Source organism: Halomonas sp. 11-S5, from assembly GCF_029889825.1.
Classification (GTDB): domain Bacteria; phylum Pseudomonadota; class Gammaproteobacteria; order Pseudomonadales; family Halomonadaceae; genus Halomonas.
In genome coordinates, this window is sequence record NZ_JARANW010000001.1 from 182914 (window position 1) to 199601 (window position 16688).

Here is a 16688-nt window from a genome sequence, read left to right on the forward strand (position 1 = left end):
AATGCCGAGGCCGAGACACGGCCGCGGCTCGCACGAGGATCGACATGGAACTGCGCTGGCTGGAAGACTTCATCGCCCTGGCCCGGAGCCAGCACTTCTCCCGGGCGGCGGAGGAGCAGAACGTCACCCAGCCGACCTTCTCGCGACGCATCAAGCTGCTCGAGGAAGAGATGGGCACCACCCTGATCAACCGCCAGACCCTGCCGCTGTCGCTGACCCCGGCCGGGGAGGAGTTCCTCGGTCTCTGCCAGGAGGTCACCCGACGGGTGGCGGCGACCCGGCAGCGGCTGGTTCACCTGGCCGAGGAACAGGCCGGACAGCTGCGGCTGGCGGCGCCGCAGAGCCTGCTGGCGCACTTCCTCCCCGAATGGCTGGCCGGCTGGGCCTCGCCGCCCCCGCTGACGCCCTACCTGCGTGCCACTGGCTGGCTGGCCAGCGACTTCTTCGAGGCCCTGGCCCGCGACGAGTGTGATCTGGTCCTCTGCTACTGGCCGGCCGGCGCCTGCCCGCTCATGCCCGAGACCGAAGGGCTCGCCCATCACTGCCTGGGCCACGAGAGGATGATCCCGACCTCGCTGCCCGAGGCCGACGGCCGCCCCCGTTTCGCGCTCGAGGCCAGGGGCCGCTTCACCCTGCCACTGATCGCCTACCACCCCCGCGGGCTGATCGACCTGGCCCTGCGTACCCACCTGGATGCACTGCCCGGGGCACCGGGCTTCCGGGTGCTCCACGAGAGCATCCAGAGCGGCAACATCCGCGAGCTGGTCGGCCTGGGCTACGGCCTGGGCTGGCTGCCCGAACGCACCGTGCGCGGCGACCTGGCCGCCGGCCGCCTGGTACGGGCCGGCGATGCGCGCTGGGAGGTGCCCCTGGAGATCCGGCTCTACCGCCGTCGCGATCGCGGCCAACCCGCCCTCGAGGCCCTCTGGGAAGCGCTGTCCAGCGGCGCCGTCCATCCTCGTCACACGCCGATCCCCTCACCGGAGTCCCCATGACCGCCACTGCCATGCCCTCGTCGCTCGCCACCCTGCAACTGCGCCACCTGGAGTCCCTGCAACGGGCCTACGACGAGGTGTTGACGCACCTGGGGCTCGACGGCGTACTCCTCTACAGCGGCCACCCCCGCCGTCACTTCGCCGATGACCAGGAGGCGAGCTTCGCCGCCTACGGCCACTTCATGCACTGGACCGGCCAGGCCGACCTCGCGCGCAGCTGGCTGCTTATCCGCCCGGGTCAGCGACCGAGGCTCAAGGTCCATGCCCCGGACGACTTCTGGCACCTGCCGGCCCGCCTGCCCGACGAGTCTTGGGTGGAAACCTTCGAGATCGAGATGGGCCGCGACGACGCTCCGCCCGCCCTGCCGGCCGGTCGCTTCGCCGTGCTCGGCGAGGTGTCCGCGGCGCTCGCCGAGGCGCTCGGCGCCGCCTGCAACCCGACGGCCCTGGTGGCTGCCCTGGACGAGGGCCGCGTCTGCAAGAGCGACTACGAGATCGCCTGCCTGGGTGACGCCAACCGGCAGGCCATGGCCGGCCATCGCGCCGCCCGGGAGGCGTTCCTGGACGGCGGCGCCGAGCTCGACATCCAGCTCGCCTACCTGCGCGCCTCCCGCCAGCGCGAGACGGCCCTGCCCTACGCCAGCATCGTCGGGCTCAATGACCACGGCGGCGTGCTGCACTACCAGCACTACGACAGCGTCGCCCCGAATAGCCGGCGCAGCCTGCTGCTCGACGGCGGCCACCGCCAGCGCGGGTATTGCGCCGACATTACCCGCACCTGGGCGGGGTCCGATGCCGACCCCACCTTCGCGGCGCTGATCGAGGGCGTCACGGCGCTGCAGCGCCAGCTGATCGGCGAGCTGGCGCCGGGGGTCGACTATGTCAAGCTGCATCAGGGTATGCACCGGGGCCTGGCAGAGCTGCTGGCCGATCAAGGGCTGATCCGCTGCTCGCCCGAGGCGGCGGTGGCTCAGGGCATCACCCGGGCCTTCTGTCCCCATGGCCTGGGCCATTCGCTGGGCCTGCAGGTGCATGACGTGGCAGGCCGGGTGGACGGCGCGGGGCGGCCGCTGCCGCCGCCCGAGGCGGACCCGGCCCTGCGCCTGACCCGGGAACTGGAGGCCGGCATGGTGGTCACCATGGAACCCGGGCTCTACGTGATCCCCATGCTGCTGGCATCGTTCAGGGAGGGCGCGGCAGGCCGCGACATCGACTGGTCGCTCGTCGAGCGCCTGGCCGACCACGGCGGCATCCGCATCGAGGATAACCTGGTGATCACGCCCAGCGGTCATGACAACCTCACCCCGCCGGAGTGACACCCCGATGGGCGCGACTGCCGACGACCGCCCGCTGGCGCTGTTCGCGAGGCGGCCGGCGACTTCCCCTTCGCTGCGGGGGGAACTCGCCCACCGGGCGCGCGATCAGCCGATCGGGCAGCTGATGCCGGTCCCCTTCAGGCCGCAGTAACCCCCGGGGTTCTTCGCCAGGTACTGCTGATGGTACTCCTCGGCAACGTAGAAGGCCTCGAGAGGCTCGATCTCGGTGGTCACCGGGTCCCTGCCGCTGCGCGACAGGGCCTCGGCATAGGCGTCGCGGCTGCGTTCGGCCGCCTCGCGCTGGGCCGGCTTGGTGGTGAGGATGATCGAGCGGTACTGGCTGCCGATGTCATTGCCCTGGCGGTTGCCCTGCGTCGGATCATGGGCTTCCCAGAACACGCGCAATAGGGCTTCCAGATCGATCTCGTCCGGGTCGAAGACCACGCGCACCACCTCCGCGTGTCCGGTTCGGCCGCTGCAGGTCTCCGCGTAGGTGGGATTCGGGGTCACGCCGCCGGCATAGCCCACCGCGGTGACATGCACGCCCGGCAGCTGCCAGAAGAGCCGCTCGGCCCCCCAGAAGCAGCCCAGACCCAGCACGATCTCTGCCATGCCCTCGGGCCAGGGGGGCTGCATGGCGTGGCCGTTGACCCGGTGGGTGCCGCGGATCGGCAGCGGCGTGTCGCGCCCTTGGGGCGCATGGTCGGGATGCAGTGGCATGGTGAGGCTCCATCGTCCGGTGGCTTGTCCGCCTAGCTAGCATGGCGGGGGCGTCTCATGGGCTCGGGGGATTGCCCGGCAGGCTGAAACTGTAGACCAGATCGACCGCCTGGGCCGCCCCCGAGACCGCCTCGAGATAGAGGCTGCGCCACAGTTGATAGCGCAGGGTGAGCTCGGCAATGGGCGAGAAGACGCCCACCCCGTAGCCGATGCTCAGGCGGTCGGTGAGGTTGCCGGTGACCCTCACTTGGCTCTCCTCTCCGGCCCCGGCGGTGTCGAGAGCCAGGTCGTCGATGCCGAAGGCCTCGCCGATGGCGCCCACGGCGCCGCCGGTCTGCCCCAGGGTGAGGCCGATCAGCGCCGAGGTCAGGGCCCCGTCGGCCCCGCCGCTGCTGTCCCGGGCACGGCCGCGCAGCAGGTAGGAGAGCGCGCTGGCCTCGTCCATGGCCGGTTCGGAGAAGATTTCCAGGGTCGGGGCGTCCGCGGAGCCGGTGACGCGCAGGCCGGCGATCACCTCGTCCTGGGTCGCCGCGGGATTGCGGATCGCCTCGAAGTCGAGCAGCGGCTGTCCCGGGGGGCCGCTGAAGAAGATGATCCCCTCCCGGATCAGCAGGTCCTGGCCGAAGGCCCGGAAGCGTCCGTCGACCAGGCTGACGTCACCGAACAGCTGGACCGGCCCGTTCTGCTGGCGGACCTCGAGGTTACCCGAGAGCCCCGACTCCAGGCCAAAGGCCTCCAGCTGCATGTCGGGCCCAAGGGAGAGGGTGATGCGGATATCGGTGGCCATGCCGGCCTGGGCCATCGCCTCGGCGGTGGAGGCACCGGGCTGGTCGCCTGCAGCAGCCTCGGCCTGGGCGGCCTGGCGGTCCTGCTCCTCGGTGATGATCACCTCATCCGGACTCGGGGCCATGGCCGAGTCGGGCACTTCCCCCACCTTGAGCCGCGCCCAGGGGATATCGACCGCCCCACGGACCCGCAGCCGCTCCGGGGTGGCGCGGATTCTCAGGTCCGGGGCCAGGCGCAGGCGGCCAAACTCGGGCAGCACCGCCAGCAGCGGCTCGTCGACGGCCTGCAAGTCGACGGCGGCCTGCCAGCTGCCCGACGCCGGCCAGCGCGCAGTACCCGCGATCCCCAGGCGCCCCTCGTCGGCGGCCAGGAAGCCGTCGATGTCGGCGCGGTCGCCGGCCAGTTCCACGACCAGCTCCCCGTCGCGCACCTCCAGCGGCAGGTCCAGGCCGCCGGCTCTCAGCCCCGCCAGGGCGAGCCGGCCGTCGAGCCGGGGCGACGCGCGGGTGCCGCCGATGCGGATATCGCCGTCCAGCCCCCCTTGCAGCGTCTCCAGGCCGGCCGCCAGGGGCCGATAGGGGGCCAGGCGCAGGTCCTCGATGCGCAGCCGGCCATCGAGGACGCCCTCCCCCAGCGGCTCGACGATGCCCAGGGCCAGGCGCAGCTCGCCGCTGTCGGCCAGCCCCAGCACCAGGTCAAGCTCCGCTTGCGCCTCGCTGGCCTCCAGCGACACTCCCAGCGTGGTGCCGGGGACCGACCAGGGCCGACCATAAGCGTCCTCACCGGTGACCTCGGCGCGGCTGTCGAGGTCGGCGGCCACCTCCCAGCGCGCTCCGCCGGCAGACCAGCCGGCCGCCAGCGTGCCGGCGCTCTCGCCGCTGATACGCCACCCCGGCGGCATGGCGGCGTCGGCCAGGTCCATGGGCAGGTCGCGGATCGCGAGCGCCGCCCGACCGGCCTCGGCCGAGGCCTCCAGCGGCTCGCTCAGGCACACCTCGCCCCCCTGGCGGCGAGTCAGGCAGAACGGCGCCACGCGCGCCGAGCCCGCGGGTAGGTCGGCGTCGAAGGTCAGCGCCTCGGCGAGGCGGATATCCCCGTAGTCGCTGTCGACCTCGAGCGGTGTCAGGGCCCCGCGATAGCGCTCCCGGGCGGCGTCGAGCCCGCCCTCCAGGGCCAGGGCCAGCCGCGACAGCGGCATCTCGTCGCCGCCCTCCGCGGCCAGGCGCAGACGGTGCTCGGAGAGTCGCCCGTCGAGGTCCAGGGTGAGGGCGTCGAGACGCTGCCCGCCGGTCTCTAGGCGGCTGACCTCCAGGGCCACTGCCAGGTCGGGGTCATCCAGGCCGGCGACCCGGGCCGTCAGGTCGAGCGCCTCCACGGCATTGCCGGCGAAGGCCAGCGAGCGGCCGGTCAGGGCGAGATCGAGCTCCGGCGCCTCCAGGCTGCCCGCCGTGGAGAAGCGTCCGGCCAGGGTCCCGCCGAGGCCGGGGTAGAGGCTGTCCAGCGCGGGCATGTCCAGGTCACCGGCCAGGTCCAGGACCTCGCGAGTCACTCGCCCGGCCACGCTGACACGGTTGACACCCTGGCGGAAGTCCAGGGTCTCGATGTTCCAGCGCATCTCGCTGTCCCCGGCGAGGACGGCCTCGAGGCTCAGCGGCCGATTGTCCAGCACGCCCTGGAGATCCAGCCCCGGGACCTCGAGCCGCCAGCCCGCCTCGTCCTGGACGAAGGCCAGCTCGGCGCCGCCGCCCAGGCGACCGTCGAGGCCCTCGACGAAACGGCCGGGGTCCAGGTTGTCAAGCGACAGCGTGGCCTTCACGTCGAGGCCGTCGCGCCAGGCGGCCTGGCCGCGGCTGACCAGCACGGCACCCTGCTGGTTGACCGTCAGCGGTGACCAGCGGAAGTGCTCGAGGTCGCCGCTGCCAGTGACCAGCAGGTCGGTGGGCGGCAGCCCCGGGCCCCGGGCAGTGAGCGATACCCGGCTGCGATAGTCGATCAGGCTGCCCTCCAGGTGCACCGCGAGCGCCTCGACCTGCCAGGGCTCGGCGGACGGGTCGGTTGCTTCCTCTTTCGGCTCGACCGGCGCCGTCTTTTCTTGTGTCTGGTCCGGCGCGGCTTCCCCCTCGCTGGCCGGCGTGTCCTCGGCCCCGGGCAGAGGCCACTGGAGGGCATCGCTTTCCAGCGAGGCGGTAAACGGCAGGGTCGGGTCGAGGGCGTCGAGTCGGGCCACCAGCTGGGCCTCCACTGGCCCCCGGGTGACCAGGTCGACCTCGAGGTCGGCCAGGCTGCCGGCCAGGGCGAGCTCGATGCGCTCCCCCGCCAGCGCCGGCATCCGTTGCGGCAGGTAGAGGTCGGCGGCCAGCCGGGCCTGCAGGGGATAGTCGTCACGAAGCGTCACGCGGGCCTTCAGCTCGGCATCCGCATCGGCGGTGGCGACCGCCAGGGTGTCGATCTCGACCTCCTGGCCGCGGGCGCTGAGGCGCAGCAGCAGCCGCTCGACGCCGTACTCGACCGACCCGGCGATCGCGAAGTCGTCGATGACCAGTTCCGGCACCTCCACTGCCATCGGCAGGGTCACCTCGGGGAGCACACGACGCGGCTGCTCGTCGAGCGGCAGGTCGGCGAGCCCTTCCAGCTCGGCGGCGGCCCGGGCCGGCAGCGGCGAGCGCATGGCGATGGCCGCATCGATGGCCGCCGCCGAGAGCCGGGGACCCTCCTGCTCAGCCTCGCTCAAGGCCAGGCGGGTGCCCGCCGAGAGCGGCAGGGTCAGGCGCGTGCCGGCCAGGCGGGTGGGTAGCAGGGTCAGGGTGCTCGCCTCGGCGCGGACACCGGTGGTGAAGGAGGCCCAGGCCAGCTGCGTGCCATCGGCGAGCCGTAAATGCACGTCGTTCAATGACAGCTCGCGCAGTTCCACCGGGAACGGCAGCTGGATATCCTCGAGGGGCGCGCCGGCCTCCTCCTGCGACGCCACCTCCGGCTCGGCGTCCGAGCCGGCCAGGCGGATATCGGCGCCTTCCACGGCCAGCCGGTCGAGACACAGCCGGCCCTGCAGGACGCACTCCTCGGACCACGCCAGTTCGAGGCGGGTCAGTGCGATGCGGGTCACCCCGGCTTCCAGACGGAGGTCATGCAGCACCAGGCGATCCAGCGGGGCCCCCTCCACGGCGCCCAGCTCGTAGAACCCGCGCTTGGCACCCTGCTCGAGCAGCACGCCGGTGCCCCAGGGCGAGAGCGCCAGGCCCAGCAGCAGCACCACCAGGCCCAGCAACCAGAGGGGCAGGACGATCAGCAGTCGGGCCAGGGCCCAGGTCAATGCACGGGTTCGCAAGATGGGGACTCTCAGAATTCCGGACCGATGGCGAAGTGGATGCGGAAGGCATCCTCCACGTCGAAGGGATGGGCGACATCGAGGCGAATGGGGCCGACCGGGGAGATCCAGCGCACCCCCAGGCCAGCGCCGGTCTTGAGCGCGCTCGGGCCCCAGTCGCTGAAGGCATCACCGGTGTCGATGAAGCTCGCCGCCCACCACTTGCCGGTGATGCGACGCTGGGCCTCGAGGCTGGCGGTGAGCAGCTGCTCGCCGCCCACCAGGCGGCCCTCGTCGTCCTCGGGGGCGAGGCTCTCGTAGGCGTAGCCGCGCACGCTGCGATCGCCACCGGTGAAGAAGCGTAGCGAGGGCGGCACGTCCTCGAAATCGTCGGTGGTGATGCTGCCGATGCCGACCCGGCCGACGAAGCGGGTATCGTCGCCGAGCATGCGGATCCATTCGCTGTCGCCGGTGAGGCGCAGGAACTCGGCGGCCGAGCCCCACCAGTCGCTGGAATACTCCACGGACAGTCGCTGGCGATCGCCCCAAGTGGGAAAGGTGGGGGTGCGGGTGCGGGTGCGCGACCAGCTGATGCCGGGATAGAGCAGCAGTACCTGGTTAGAGACACCGGCCTGGGTGAAGTCCTCGTAGGTGCCGCGCACGTAGAGGGATTGTTGCCAGCCATTGTCGAACGTCCAGCGACGCGATGCTTCCAGCGTGCTCTCCAGGGTGCGGGTGTCTTCGTTGTCCTTGTTGCGCAGCCCATACTGGAAGCGATAGCTGTCACGCAGTGGGTCCGCCAGCGGCAGGGTGTAGACCCCGCTGAACTTCTGCTCCGGCCCCGAGAGGTAGAGGTCGTGATCCAGTCCGTGGCCATAGCGGTTGACCCAGGGCTGGTCCCAGGAGAAACGCAGGCGGGGCCCCACGTCGGTGGCATAGCCTACCCCCACCTCGAACTGGTGACGATCGGCGGGGGTCACCACCACGTCGATGGGCACCTTGGGGACGGCGGCACGCTGCAGGCCGGCGGCGGCCACCAGCGCCTCGGCGGCGATGCGCGGCTCCCGGTCGGCGACGGGCGCCACGCCCTCGACGTCCAGCGACTGCCACCAGCCTGTCTCGGCATCCGGAAGGGCCAGTCGGGCCAGTTCCCGGTCGAGGCGCGGGCGCACGTTCACCGCGGCGAACCACTCGGTCTGGCCCAGGCGCTGGTTGAACTTGGCCACCTCGCTCGCCAGGTAGGGTTCCCCGCTGGCGAAGGGGGCCAAGGCCTCCAGGCGCGATGTCTCGATATGATGCCCCTGGAAGGTCACGTCGCCGAAGCGATAGCGCCGGCCGCTGTCCAGCGCCAGATAGAGCCGGGCGCTGTTGGCATAGGGCCTGACCTCCATGCGCCGATCGGCGAAGCGCCAGTCGAAGTAGCCGCGCTCGAGGGCGAGGTTCGCCAGCCGGCTGCGCAGGCTGTCGAAGGGGGCATGGCGCAGGCGATCGCCCTCCGACAGGGGAAAGGCCGCGATGGCCTCGTTGAAGGGGGTATCCTCGGCGGCGTCGCCGGTCACGGAGAGCGACAGGACCTCGATGCGCACCGGTTCCCCTGGACTGATGGCCAGGGTCACTCGGGTCGGTGCCTCGGGGTCGTCGAAACGCGGCTCGATGCGGGGCGAGTAGTAGCCATAGACCCGCAGCGCCTCGCTACTGCGCCGCAGCACCTCGCTTTCCAGGCGAGCCGGGCTGTACAGCTCGGCCTCCAGTCCGTCGAGGTAGAGGCGGACGTTCTCCGCCAGCGGATCCTCGATGCCCTCGATGGTGGCCTCGAGGGCCAGGGCGCCGGGCGCCAGGCCCAGACACAATGCCGCCGTTCCCAGGTGTGTGAACACACGATTATCCATTGCTGCCGATTCCTGACTGGCGACATGTCACTGGCGCAGGGCCTCGAGCTGAGCGCTCATGGCGAGCTGCGCCTGGCGCAGCTCACGCAGCCCGGACTCGACGTCCCGGAGCCGGTTGCCCAGCGCCTCTATCCGTTGCTGCTCATCATCGCGTGATCCTGCCAAGGCTTCAACGTCGGTCTCGAGGCCCGACATCGCCACTTCCAGGGACGCCAGGCGCGACTGCTGGGCATCACGGTGGTCCGCGAGGCGACCTTCGAGCGACTCCAGCGCCGTGACCTGTGCCTCGCGAGCAGCGTCCAGGGTAGCCAGCTGCTCGCGCAGCGCCGCTCGCCCCTCCTCGCCGCCCCGTTCCAGGGCATCCAGGGAGCTTCGGGTCGCGGCCAGGGTGGCGTCCCGGGTCTCGGCCTCGTCTTCCAGCGAGTCGAGCCGGTCCTCCTGGGTCGCGAGGGTCTGCTCCAAGGGCGCCATCCCCTGCGCCTGCCGGTCCTCGAAGGCGGCCAACCGCTGGTCGATGACCGCGTCGACCTCGGCCTCCAGGTTGGCCAGCTCGTCCAGGCGCGCCTGCAGCGTGGTGAGGGCGTCCCCCCGGCCTTCTTCCGCATCGAAGCGGGCATGCACATTGGAGAGCTCGCCGCTGACCCGGGTGAGGTCGGCCTGGAAGCGAGCGCGCTCCTGCCAGCCGGCCCAGGCGAGGGCGGCACAGGCGGCGATGAGCAGCAGCACCAGCAGCCACAGCGGCCATACCCGCGGGGGTGGGGGCTGACGCCAGCGTGGCGCCGACAGGCTGGCATCCGGGTCCGGTACGATCGGCCGGCTGTACCGGGGGGCATCCGGGCGCTCTGCCATGGCGAACTCCTTCTCTGGGAAACGGGATGGGTGGTGCCGGTCGGGGTCCGGTCGATTGGCGCCCCTGGGGCCGGGTGCTATGATGCCGCAACAGCACCGACACATCGTCCTGATAGTGTAAGGTTTTTTAGCATCGGAACGCACGGGGCCCGTCAACGCCAGCTGACGGGCCTTGAACCCCGCCACTCCGATGCCGCACCATGGGGTGCTGTACCGAGACCGCTGACGACAAGGAGAGATTCGATGGCATTCGAACTGCCCGCACTGCCTTACGAGAAGAACGCGCTGGAACCGCACATCTCCGCCGAGACCCTCGAGTATCACTACGGTAAGCACCACCAGACCTACGTGAACAAGCTCAACGAGCTGACCGACGGCACCGACGATGCCAACAAGTCCCTCGAGGAGATCATCCAGTCCTCTTCCGGCGGCCTGTTCAACCAGGCGGCCCAGGTCTGGAACCACACCTTCTACTGGCACTGCCTGTCGCCCAATGGTGGCGGTGAGCCGAGCGGCGCGCTGGCCGAGGCCATTAATGCCAAGTTCGGATCCTTCGACAAGTTCAAGGAAACCTTCAACGCCCAGGCCGCGGGCAACTTCGGCTCCGGCTGGACCTGGCTGATCAAGACCGACGACGGCGGCGTCGACATCGTCAACACCAGCAATGCCGACACGCCCGTCGCCCATGGCCAGACCCCGCTGCTGACTATCGATGTGTGGGAACACGCCTACTACATCGACTATCGCAACGCGCGGCCGAAGTACCTCGAGAACGTCTGGAGCGTCCTCAACTGGGACTTCGTCGCCCAGAACTTCAGCTGATCATCCGGCGCCGAGGCGCCGACAGGCTGAACGCAAGCGGCCCCGCCAACTGGCGGGGCCGCTTGCGTTGGTGGGCCCTGTCTGTGCGAGCGCGTGCTAGGGGTCGGCGCGTCGCCCGATCCCCCGATAGTGCATGCCACAGGCGGCGACATGGGCGGGGTCGTAGATGTTGCGCCCGTCGAGCAGCAGCTTCTCGCCGAGCCGCTCGGCCAGCCGCGGCCAGTCGGGGTTCCAGTAGGCCTTCCACTCGGTGACCAGCATCAGTGCATCGGCCCCCTCGCAGGCCTCCAGGGGATCTCCCCGGAACACTTCGAGCAGCGGATGCTCGCCGACCTCGGCCAGCACGGCAGGGATCGCCGCCGGGTCATGCAGGCGAACCCTCACGCCCTGAGCCCAGAGGGCGCGCAACAGCGTGAGCACCGGCGCCTGGTCGATGCGGGCGGTGCCGGGTTTGAAGGCCGCCCCCCAGATCGCCACGCACCGGCCCTCCAGGCGGCCGTGGAAGTGCGCCCAGAGCTTGCGGAACAGCGTCTCCTTCTTGTGCTCGTTGATGTCGAGCACCTGGTCGAGCAGCGCCGAGTGGCGCCCGCTCGCCGACTGGACATCGGCCAGGCGCATCAGGTCGCGGGAGAAGTTGGGGCCGCCGAAGCCGCAGCCGGGATAGAGGTACTCGTAGCCGATGCGCGAGTCGGCCCCCATGCCCTGGCGGACGTATTCCACGTCCACCCCCAGGCTGTCGGCCAGCCCGGCGATATCGTTCATATAGCTGATGCGCGTGGCGAGCATGCCGTTGATGGCTAGCTTGGTGAGCTCCGCTGCGCGCCGCGGCATGCGCTGGAACACTTCGCGGCGGCGATTGAAGGCGCGCAGCAACTCGCGCACCTGACGCTCCGCCCCGTCGTCGTCACAGCCCAGCAGCCAGCGGGAGGGCCGGGTGAAGGTCTCCCAGGCGCGCCCCTCCTCGAGCAGGTCGGCCAGGGCCACCGCCCGGCAGCCATCGAGGCGTGACTCCAGCTGCTCGGTCTCCCCCACCGGGAAGGTGGAGTTGTTGACCAGCACCGCTCCGGGGCAGAGGCCGGTCATCAGGCGCTCGATGCTGTCGGCCGCGTCCTGGCGCTGGTCCGGGGAGACGGCCAACCAGATCACGTCGAAGGGCTCGCGGCCGACGGCGTCTCGCTCAGAGGCGACCAGGCGCAGGCTGCCCTGGCCCAACCCCTCCTCGAGCCGGGGCATCAGCTCCGGTTCGCTGGTCAGCCAGCCGCTGGTGGAGAGCGCCGGCCAGTCGGCCGAGGCGTGGGGCAGCCAGGTCACCCGGTGGCCGACCCAGGAGAGCGCCGCCGCGGCGGTGGCGGCGGCCAGCTCGCTGCCGTGGATCAGTACCCGCATGGGTCTCACTCCTCTCCGGCGTAGCGTGTCAGCAGCTCACGGAACCCCTGGCCGTAGCGCGCATGGCGACGACCATAGGCAAGGATCGCCTCCAGGTAGCCCAGCTGGTGGCCGCAGTCATAGGTCTTGCCGCGCATCCGCCAGGCGTCGACGCCCTCCTCGCGACGCAGGGTCTCGATGGCATCGGTGAGCTGGATCTCGTTGCCGGCCCCCGGCGGGGTCTCGGCCAGCAGCGAGAAGATCCGCCCCGGCAGCACGTAGCGACCGATCACCGCCAGGTTGGAGGGCGCCTCATCGACCGCCGGCTTCTCCACCACGCCGGCGATCGGCCGCGACTCGCCGGGGCCGGGGAGCTCGCCGCCGGTGTCGACGATGCCGTACTTGTGGACCATGTCATGGGGTACCTCCTCGACCATCAGCTGGCTGTGATGGCTGACCTCGAAGGAGGCGATCATGCCGGCCAGGTCGTTGGGCTCGATGCCCTCGTCATCGACCAGCACGTCGGGCAGCAGCACCGCGAAGGGCTCGTCGTCGCCCACCACCGGGCGCGCACAGAGCACCGCATGGCCCAGGCCCAGCGGCTCGGGCTGGCGCACGCTGATGATATTGACGTCGGCGGGCACGATGGAGCGCAGCTCCTCCAGCAGCTCCGTCTTGCCCTTGGCCTCGAGGCTCGCCTCGAGCTCGAAGTGCTTGTCGAAGTGGTTCTCGATAGCGCTCTTGGTGCCATGGGTCACCAGCACGATGTCGCGAATGCCGGCGGCGACGGCCTCCTGGACCACGTACTGGATCACCGGCCGGTCGACGATGGTGATCATCTCCTTGGGAATGGCCTTGGAGGCCGGGAGACAGCGCGTGCCGAATCCGGCAACGGGAAGAACGGCCTTGTTGATCATGGTGCGGTCCCTGTCACTGTTGAGGATGTGGCCCCTGGGGAAAGCGTGGGAATGCCCACCCGGGAGCGGGTACAATGCCTCATGATACCGGACCGAGCCCGGCCTGCCACGGAGTGTCGGCTCGGCGACACCTTGGAGACAGCAATGAGTGCAAGCCACCCGGAAGCGGACAACGTCGACCAGGCGGAGATCGCCAAGTTCGAGGCCCTGGCCGACCGCTGGTGGGATCCGCAAGGCGAGTTCAAGCCCCTCCACGACATCAACCCGCTGCGCCTGGACTTCATCGATGCCCGGGCGGGACTGGCCGGGCGACGGGTGCTCGATGTGGGCTGCGGCGGCGGCATCCTCGCTGAGGCCATGGCCCACCGGGGGGCCGAGGTCACCGGCATCGACCTCGGGGAGGCGCCGCTGGCCGTGGCCCGGCAACACGCCAAGGAGAGCGGGGTGGCCATCGGCTACCGCCACGTCAGCGTCGAGGAGATGGCCGCGGCCCACCCTTGCGAGTTCGACGTGGTGACCTGCCTGGAGATGCTCGAGCACGTGCCGGATCCCGGCTCGGTCGTTCGCGCCTGCGCCGCCCTGGTCCAGCCCGGTGGCCAGGTGTTCTTCTCGACCCTGAACCGCAATCCCAAGGCCTATGCGCTGGCGGTGCTCGGGGCCGAATACGTGTTGGGCATGTTGCCGCGCGGCACCCATGACTACCGCCGCTTCATCCGCCCCTCGGAACTGGCGGGCTGGTGTCGCGAGGCGGGCCTGGACGTGCGCGAGCAGAACGGCCTGGTCTTCCATCCACTGACCCGTCGCTATGCCCTGTCGACGCGCGATGTCTCGGTCAACTACCTGATGCACTGTCGCCGGGAGGCGACGTGATGGACGGGCGACCACCACTGGCCCTGCTCTTCGACCTGGACGGCACCCTGGTGGACACCGCGCCGGACCTGGCGCGGGCCACCAACGCCCTGCGTTGCTACCATGGGCTGCCTGCCCTGCCCTATGCGGTGATCCGTGCCCAGGTCTCCAACGGCGGCAGTGCCCTGGTGACCCTGGCACTGGGTCTCGCCAAGGAGGCCGAAGGCCATGGCGAGGCGCGCACCTTCCTGCTCGAGGCCTATGGACGGGCGGTGGCCGAGGAGAGCCGCATCTTCTCCCCGCTGGAGCAATTGCTGGCCGAATGGGAGGCCAGCCACCGCCCCTGGGGGATCGTCACCAACAAGCCCCGGGCCTATGCCGCGCCCCTGGTCGAGGCGCTGGGGCTTGCCCCCGGCGCCCTGCTCTGCGCCGACGACCTGCCGGTCAAGAAGCCCGATCCCGAGCCGCTGAGGGAGGCCGCGAGGCGCCTACGGGCGACAGCGGCAGACTGCTGGTATATCGGCGATCACCGGCGCGACATGCAGGCGGCACGCGCCGCCGGCATGGCCGCGGTGGCGGTGGGCTATGGCTATATCGAGGAGGGCGACGACTACCGGGGCTGGCCGGCCGACCTGTGGTTCGATACCGCCGAGGCGCTGGTGGCGGCACTGCAGGGCGCCAGGTGAGACGGGTAAAGCGTGCCCCGGGGCGACCCCGGGGCTTAGCCCTCACCCCTGTTTCGGTGGCTGGGCGTCGAACGTCTCGCCGTTGTGGCCGCGGCTGTCCGGCCCCATCAGCCACAGGTAGGTGGGCATGATCTCTTCCGGGGTGCGCAGCGTCATCTCGTTCTCCCCGGGGTAGGCCGTCTTGCGCATGGCGGTGCGGGTCGCCCCGGGATTGAGGCTGTTAACACGCAGGGTGCCCAGGTGCTCGACCTCGTCGGCCAGCACCTGGACGAAGCCTTCGGTGGCGAACTTGGACACCGCGTAGGCCCCCCAGTAGGCCCGGCCGCGGCGCCCCACGCTCGAGGAGGTGAACACCACCGAGGCATCCGGCGAGCTCTTCAGCAACGGCAGCAGGGCCTGGGTCATCCAGATCGGCCCGTTGATGTTGACCTGCATCACCTGCTCCCAGAGCTCGGGATTGTACTGCTCGAAGGGCGTGATGCGGCCGAGAATGCCGGCATTATGCAGGATACCGTCGAGCTGGCCGAACTCCTTGTCGAGGGTCTCGGCCATGTCGTGGTAGTCCTTGAGCGTGGCCCCCTCGAAGTTCAACGGGAAGATGGCCGGCTGGGGGCCCCCGGCGGCCTCGATCTCGTCATAGACCTTCTCCAGCTTGGTGATGGTGCGCCCCAGCAGGATCACGGTGGCCCCATGGCCGGCGAAGGCCAGGGCCGCGGCCCGACCGATGCCGTCGCCGGCACCGGTCACCAGGATGATGCGGCCCTCGAGCAGATTGGCCGCGGGCTGGTAGTCGATCTTGCAGGTCATCACGTCTCCTCTGTCCCTCAGTTGCCTGCCTGGCGCAGGAAGTCGTCGGCCAGCCCGGCGGCGCTGCTGTCGGGGTGCTCCTCGCGCACGCGGTCGAGCAGCGCCCGGCTCTCTTCCGGACGCCCCTGGCGTGCCTCGAGCAGCCCCAGCTTGTAGAGGGCGTCGGGCACCTTGCGGCTCTCGGGGAAGTCCTGCAGGACCCGCCGAAAGGCGGCATCGGCGGCCTCCAGCTCGCCCTCGGCCGAGTAGAGCTCGCCGAGCCAGTAGTGGGCATTGGCGGTCAGGCGGCTGCCGGGGTACTGGGTCACGAAGGACTCGAAGGCACCGATCGCCTCGCCGAACTCACGGGCCTGGACATGCGAGAAGGCCGCCTGGTAGGCCGACTGAGCGCCGGGATCGTCACCGCTCGGCGAGGGGGTTTCGGCGACCTGACGGGCGCTCTCCTCGTCCACGGCCGAGGCGGCCTGGTCGACGCCACTGCCCGCCGCCATCAGGCGATCCTCGATGTCCAGGTATTGCTGGCGGGTCTGGCGGCGCAGCTGCTCCAGCTGGTGGCGCAGCTCCTCCACCTGGCCGCGCAGCTGGCGGATCTCCTCCTGGTGCTGCTGGACCTGGTTGAAGATCACCAGGCTGCCGCCGGCCTCCTCGCGGGTGGCCGCCTGGTCATAGAAGCCACCGGACCCGGATCGCCCGGTGAGGTCCTCGATCACCGGCTGCTGCGCCAGGAGCGGCATCGCTACGGTCAGCGGGAGTACCAGGGCTCCCGCACCGCACAGCCTCTTCAGACCGTGTCTCATCGCTTTCTCCCTCGTCGTGTCGGCCCGGCTCAGTAAGCGAAGACCACCCGACGGTTCTGGGCGTAGGCCTGCTCGTTCTGGCCACGTGCCGCGGGCCGCTCCTCGCCGTAGCTCACCACCTCGACCTGGGACGGCGACACGCCCTGCACGTTGAGGTAACGCTCGACGGCGCCGGCGCGGCGCTCGCCCAGTGCCAGGTTGTACTCGCGGGTGCCGCGCTCGTCGGTATGGCCCTGCAGGACGACGCTGGCGTTGGGATTGTTCCGCAGGAAGCGGGCATGGGCGGTCAGCACCGGCTCGAACTCGTTGCGGATGGCATCGCTGTCGTACTCGAAGTAGATGGTGCGGGTCTCCGGGATGCGGCCGTCGGCATCGGCCATCTGGCCGGCGCGATCGCCGCTGACGCCGCGGCCATCGACGCCGCCCGTGGACACGCCACCGCGATCGGTGCCGCCGGCGCCTCCCGTCAGGTCACCGTCCTGGCCGCCACCCGTGCTTGAACAGCCGGCCACGAAGGCCAGGGACAGGGCAATGGCCAGGGTTCTGGCATAGGGCTTGAGCTGCATCGTGAAACTCCTCGTTGGAT

The 16688-nt window shown here is 70.4% G+C and carries 14 protein-coding genes; 5 read left to right on the top strand and 9 right to left on the bottom strand.

Features of this window, described 5'->3' with window-relative positions; translation table 11 throughout:
- Window positions 1-44: 44 nt before the first annotated feature.
- A complete protein-coding gene (locus tag OP497_RS00865) occupies window positions 45-995 on the top strand; it encodes a LysR family transcriptional regulator (protein WP_280545869.1) in 951 nt (316 codons plus the stop codon).
- The gene (pepQ, locus tag OP497_RS00870; protein ID WP_348533102.1) at window positions 992-2311 is read left to right on the top strand and encodes a Xaa-Pro dipeptidase; all 1320 of its coding nucleotides are present in this window, start codon (window positions 992-994) and stop codon (window positions 2309-2311) included. The genes OP497_RS00865 and pepQ overlap by 4 nt, the downstream gene beginning before the upstream one ends.
- A 105-nt stretch (window positions 2312-2416) precedes the next feature.
- On the opposite strand, the gene msrA is transcribed toward pepQ, so the two are convergent.
- From msrA to OP497_RS00890, 4 genes are read right to left on the bottom strand one after another with little or no spacing between them, the layout of a single operon-like run.
- On the bottom strand, window positions 2417-3031 hold the full coding sequence (msrA, locus tag OP497_RS00875) for a peptide-methionine (S)-S-oxide reductase MsrA (RefSeq protein WP_280545871.1): 615 nt from the start codon (window positions 3029-3031) through the stop codon (window positions 2417-2419).
- Between the two features lie 55 nt (window positions 3032-3086).
- The gene (locus OP497_RS00880; protein WP_280545872.1) at window positions 3087-7142 is read right to left on the bottom strand and encodes a translocation/assembly module TamB domain-containing protein; all 4056 of its coding nucleotides are present in this window, start codon (window positions 7140-7142) and stop codon (window positions 3087-3089) included.
- Between the two features lie 11 nt (window positions 7143-7153).
- Window positions 7154-8998, bottom strand: coding sequence for an autotransporter assembly complex family protein (locus OP497_RS00885; RefSeq protein WP_348533103.1), 1845 nt, complete (start codon window positions 8996-8998; stop codon window positions 7154-7156).
- Between the two features lie 39 nt (window positions 8999-9037).
- Window positions 9038-9859 (bottom strand): hypothetical protein, encoded by an 822-nt coding sequence (locus OP497_RS00890; RefSeq protein ID WP_280545874.1) that lies wholly within the window; start codon window positions 9857-9859, stop codon window positions 9038-9040.
- 243 nt (window positions 9860-10102) lie between these two features.
- On the opposite strand from OP497_RS00890, the gene OP497_RS00895 reads away from it, so the two are divergent.
- Window positions 10103-10681: a Fe-Mn family superoxide dismutase gene (locus tag OP497_RS00895; RefSeq protein ID WP_280545875.1), complete on the top strand. Its 579-nt coding sequence runs from the start codon at window positions 10103-10105 to the stop codon at window positions 10679-10681.
- Window positions 10682-10777: 96 nt separating this feature from the next.
- On the opposite strand, the gene OP497_RS00900 is transcribed toward OP497_RS00895, so the two are convergent.
- Together OP497_RS00900 and galU are read right to left on the bottom strand one after the other, a co-directional pair.
- A complete protein-coding gene (locus tag OP497_RS00900; RefSeq protein ID WP_280545877.1) occupies window positions 10778-12067 on the bottom strand; it encodes a UDP binding domain-containing protein in 1290 nt (429 codons plus the stop codon).
- Window positions 12068-12072: 5 nt separating this feature from the next.
- Entirely contained in the window at window positions 12073-12963 is an 891-nt protein-coding gene (galU, locus tag OP497_RS00905) for a UTP--glucose-1-phosphate uridylyltransferase GalU (protein ID WP_280545879.1), read from the bottom strand.
- A gap of 144 nt (window positions 12964-13107) precedes the next feature.
- Between galU and ubiG the strand changes: the two genes are divergently transcribed.
- Window positions 13108-13833, top strand: a complete 726-nt coding sequence (gene ubiG, locus OP497_RS00910; protein ID WP_280545880.1) for a bifunctional 2-polyprenyl-6-hydroxyphenol methylase/3-demethylubiquinol 3-O-methyltransferase UbiG — start codon at window positions 13108-13110, stop codon at window positions 13831-13833.
- Window positions 13833-14498 carry an HAD-IA family hydrolase gene (locus OP497_RS00915; protein ID WP_280545881.1) on the top strand — a complete coding sequence of 222 codons (666 nt, stop codon included), beginning with the start codon at window positions 13833-13835 and terminating at the stop codon, window positions 14496-14498. Before ubiG ends, OP497_RS00915 begins: the two co-directional genes overlap by 1 nt.
- A gap of 42 nt (window positions 14499-14540) precedes the next feature.
- Here OP497_RS00915 and OP497_RS00920 read toward each other — a convergent pair whose 3' ends face one another.
- The 3 genes from OP497_RS00920 to pal are packed head-to-tail and all read right to left on the bottom strand — an operon-like array spanning window position 14541 to window position 16668.
- Window positions 14541-15305: a YciK family oxidoreductase gene (locus OP497_RS00920; protein ID WP_280545882.1), complete on the bottom strand. Its 765-nt coding sequence runs from the start codon at window positions 15303-15305 to the stop codon at window positions 14541-14543.
- A 17-nt stretch (window positions 15306-15322) separates the two neighbouring features.
- Window positions 15323-16102 (bottom strand): tol-pal system protein YbgF, encoded by a 780-nt coding sequence (ybgF, locus tag OP497_RS00925; protein WP_280545883.1) that lies wholly within the window; start codon window positions 16100-16102, stop codon window positions 15323-15325.
- 29 nt (window positions 16103-16131) lie between these two features.
- Window positions 16132-16668 (bottom strand): peptidoglycan-associated lipoprotein Pal, encoded by a 537-nt coding sequence (gene pal / locus OP497_RS00930; protein WP_280545884.1) that lies wholly within the window; start codon window positions 16666-16668, stop codon window positions 16132-16134.
- Window positions 16669-16688: the final 20 nt, after the last annotated feature.

Excerpts from the sequence above, each read along its gene's own strand:
- OP497_RS00915 (WP_280545881.1), top strand. The coding sequence starts at position 13,833 with ATGGACGGGCGACCACCACTGGCCCTGCTCTTCGACCTGGACGGCACC.
- OP497_RS00920 (WP_280545882.1), bottom strand. The coding sequence starts at position 15,305 with ATGACCTGCAAGATCGACTACCAGCCCGCGGCCAATCTGCTCGAGGGC.
- OP497_RS00900 (WP_280545877.1), bottom strand. The coding sequence starts at position 12,067 with ATGCGGGTACTGATCCACGGCAGCGAGCTGGCCGCCGCCACCGCCGCG.
- ybgF (WP_280545883.1), bottom strand. The coding sequence starts at position 16,102 with ATGAGACACGGTCTGAAGAGGCTGTGCGGTGCGGGAGCCCTGGTACTC.
- OP497_RS00865 (WP_280545869.1), top strand. The coding sequence starts at position 45 with ATGGAACTGCGCTGGCTGGAAGACTTCATCGCCCTGGCCCGGAGCCAG.
- pepQ (WP_348533102.1), top strand. The coding sequence starts at position 992 with ATGACCGCCACTGCCATGCCCTCGTCGCTCGCCACCCTGCAACTGCGC.
- galU (WP_280545879.1), bottom strand. The coding sequence starts at position 12,963 with ATGATCAACAAGGCCGTTCTTCCCGTTGCCGGATTCGGCACGCGCTGT.
- pal (WP_280545884.1), bottom strand. The coding sequence starts at position 16,668 with ATGCAGCTCAAGCCCTATGCCAGAACCCTGGCCATTGCCCTGTCCCTG.
- OP497_RS00890 (WP_280545874.1), bottom strand. The coding sequence starts at position 9,859 with ATGGCAGAGCGCCCGGATGCCCCCCGGTACAGCCGGCCGATCGTACCG.
- ubiG (WP_280545880.1), top strand. The coding sequence starts at position 13,108 with ATGAGTGCAAGCCACCCGGAAGCGGACAACGTCGACCAGGCGGAGATC.
- msrA (WP_280545871.1), bottom strand. The coding sequence starts at position 3,031 with ATGCCACTGCATCCCGACCATGCGCCCCAAGGGCGCGACACGCCGCTG.
- OP497_RS00895 (WP_280545875.1), top strand. The coding sequence starts at position 10,103 with ATGGCATTCGAACTGCCCGCACTGCCTTACGAGAAGAACGCGCTGGAA.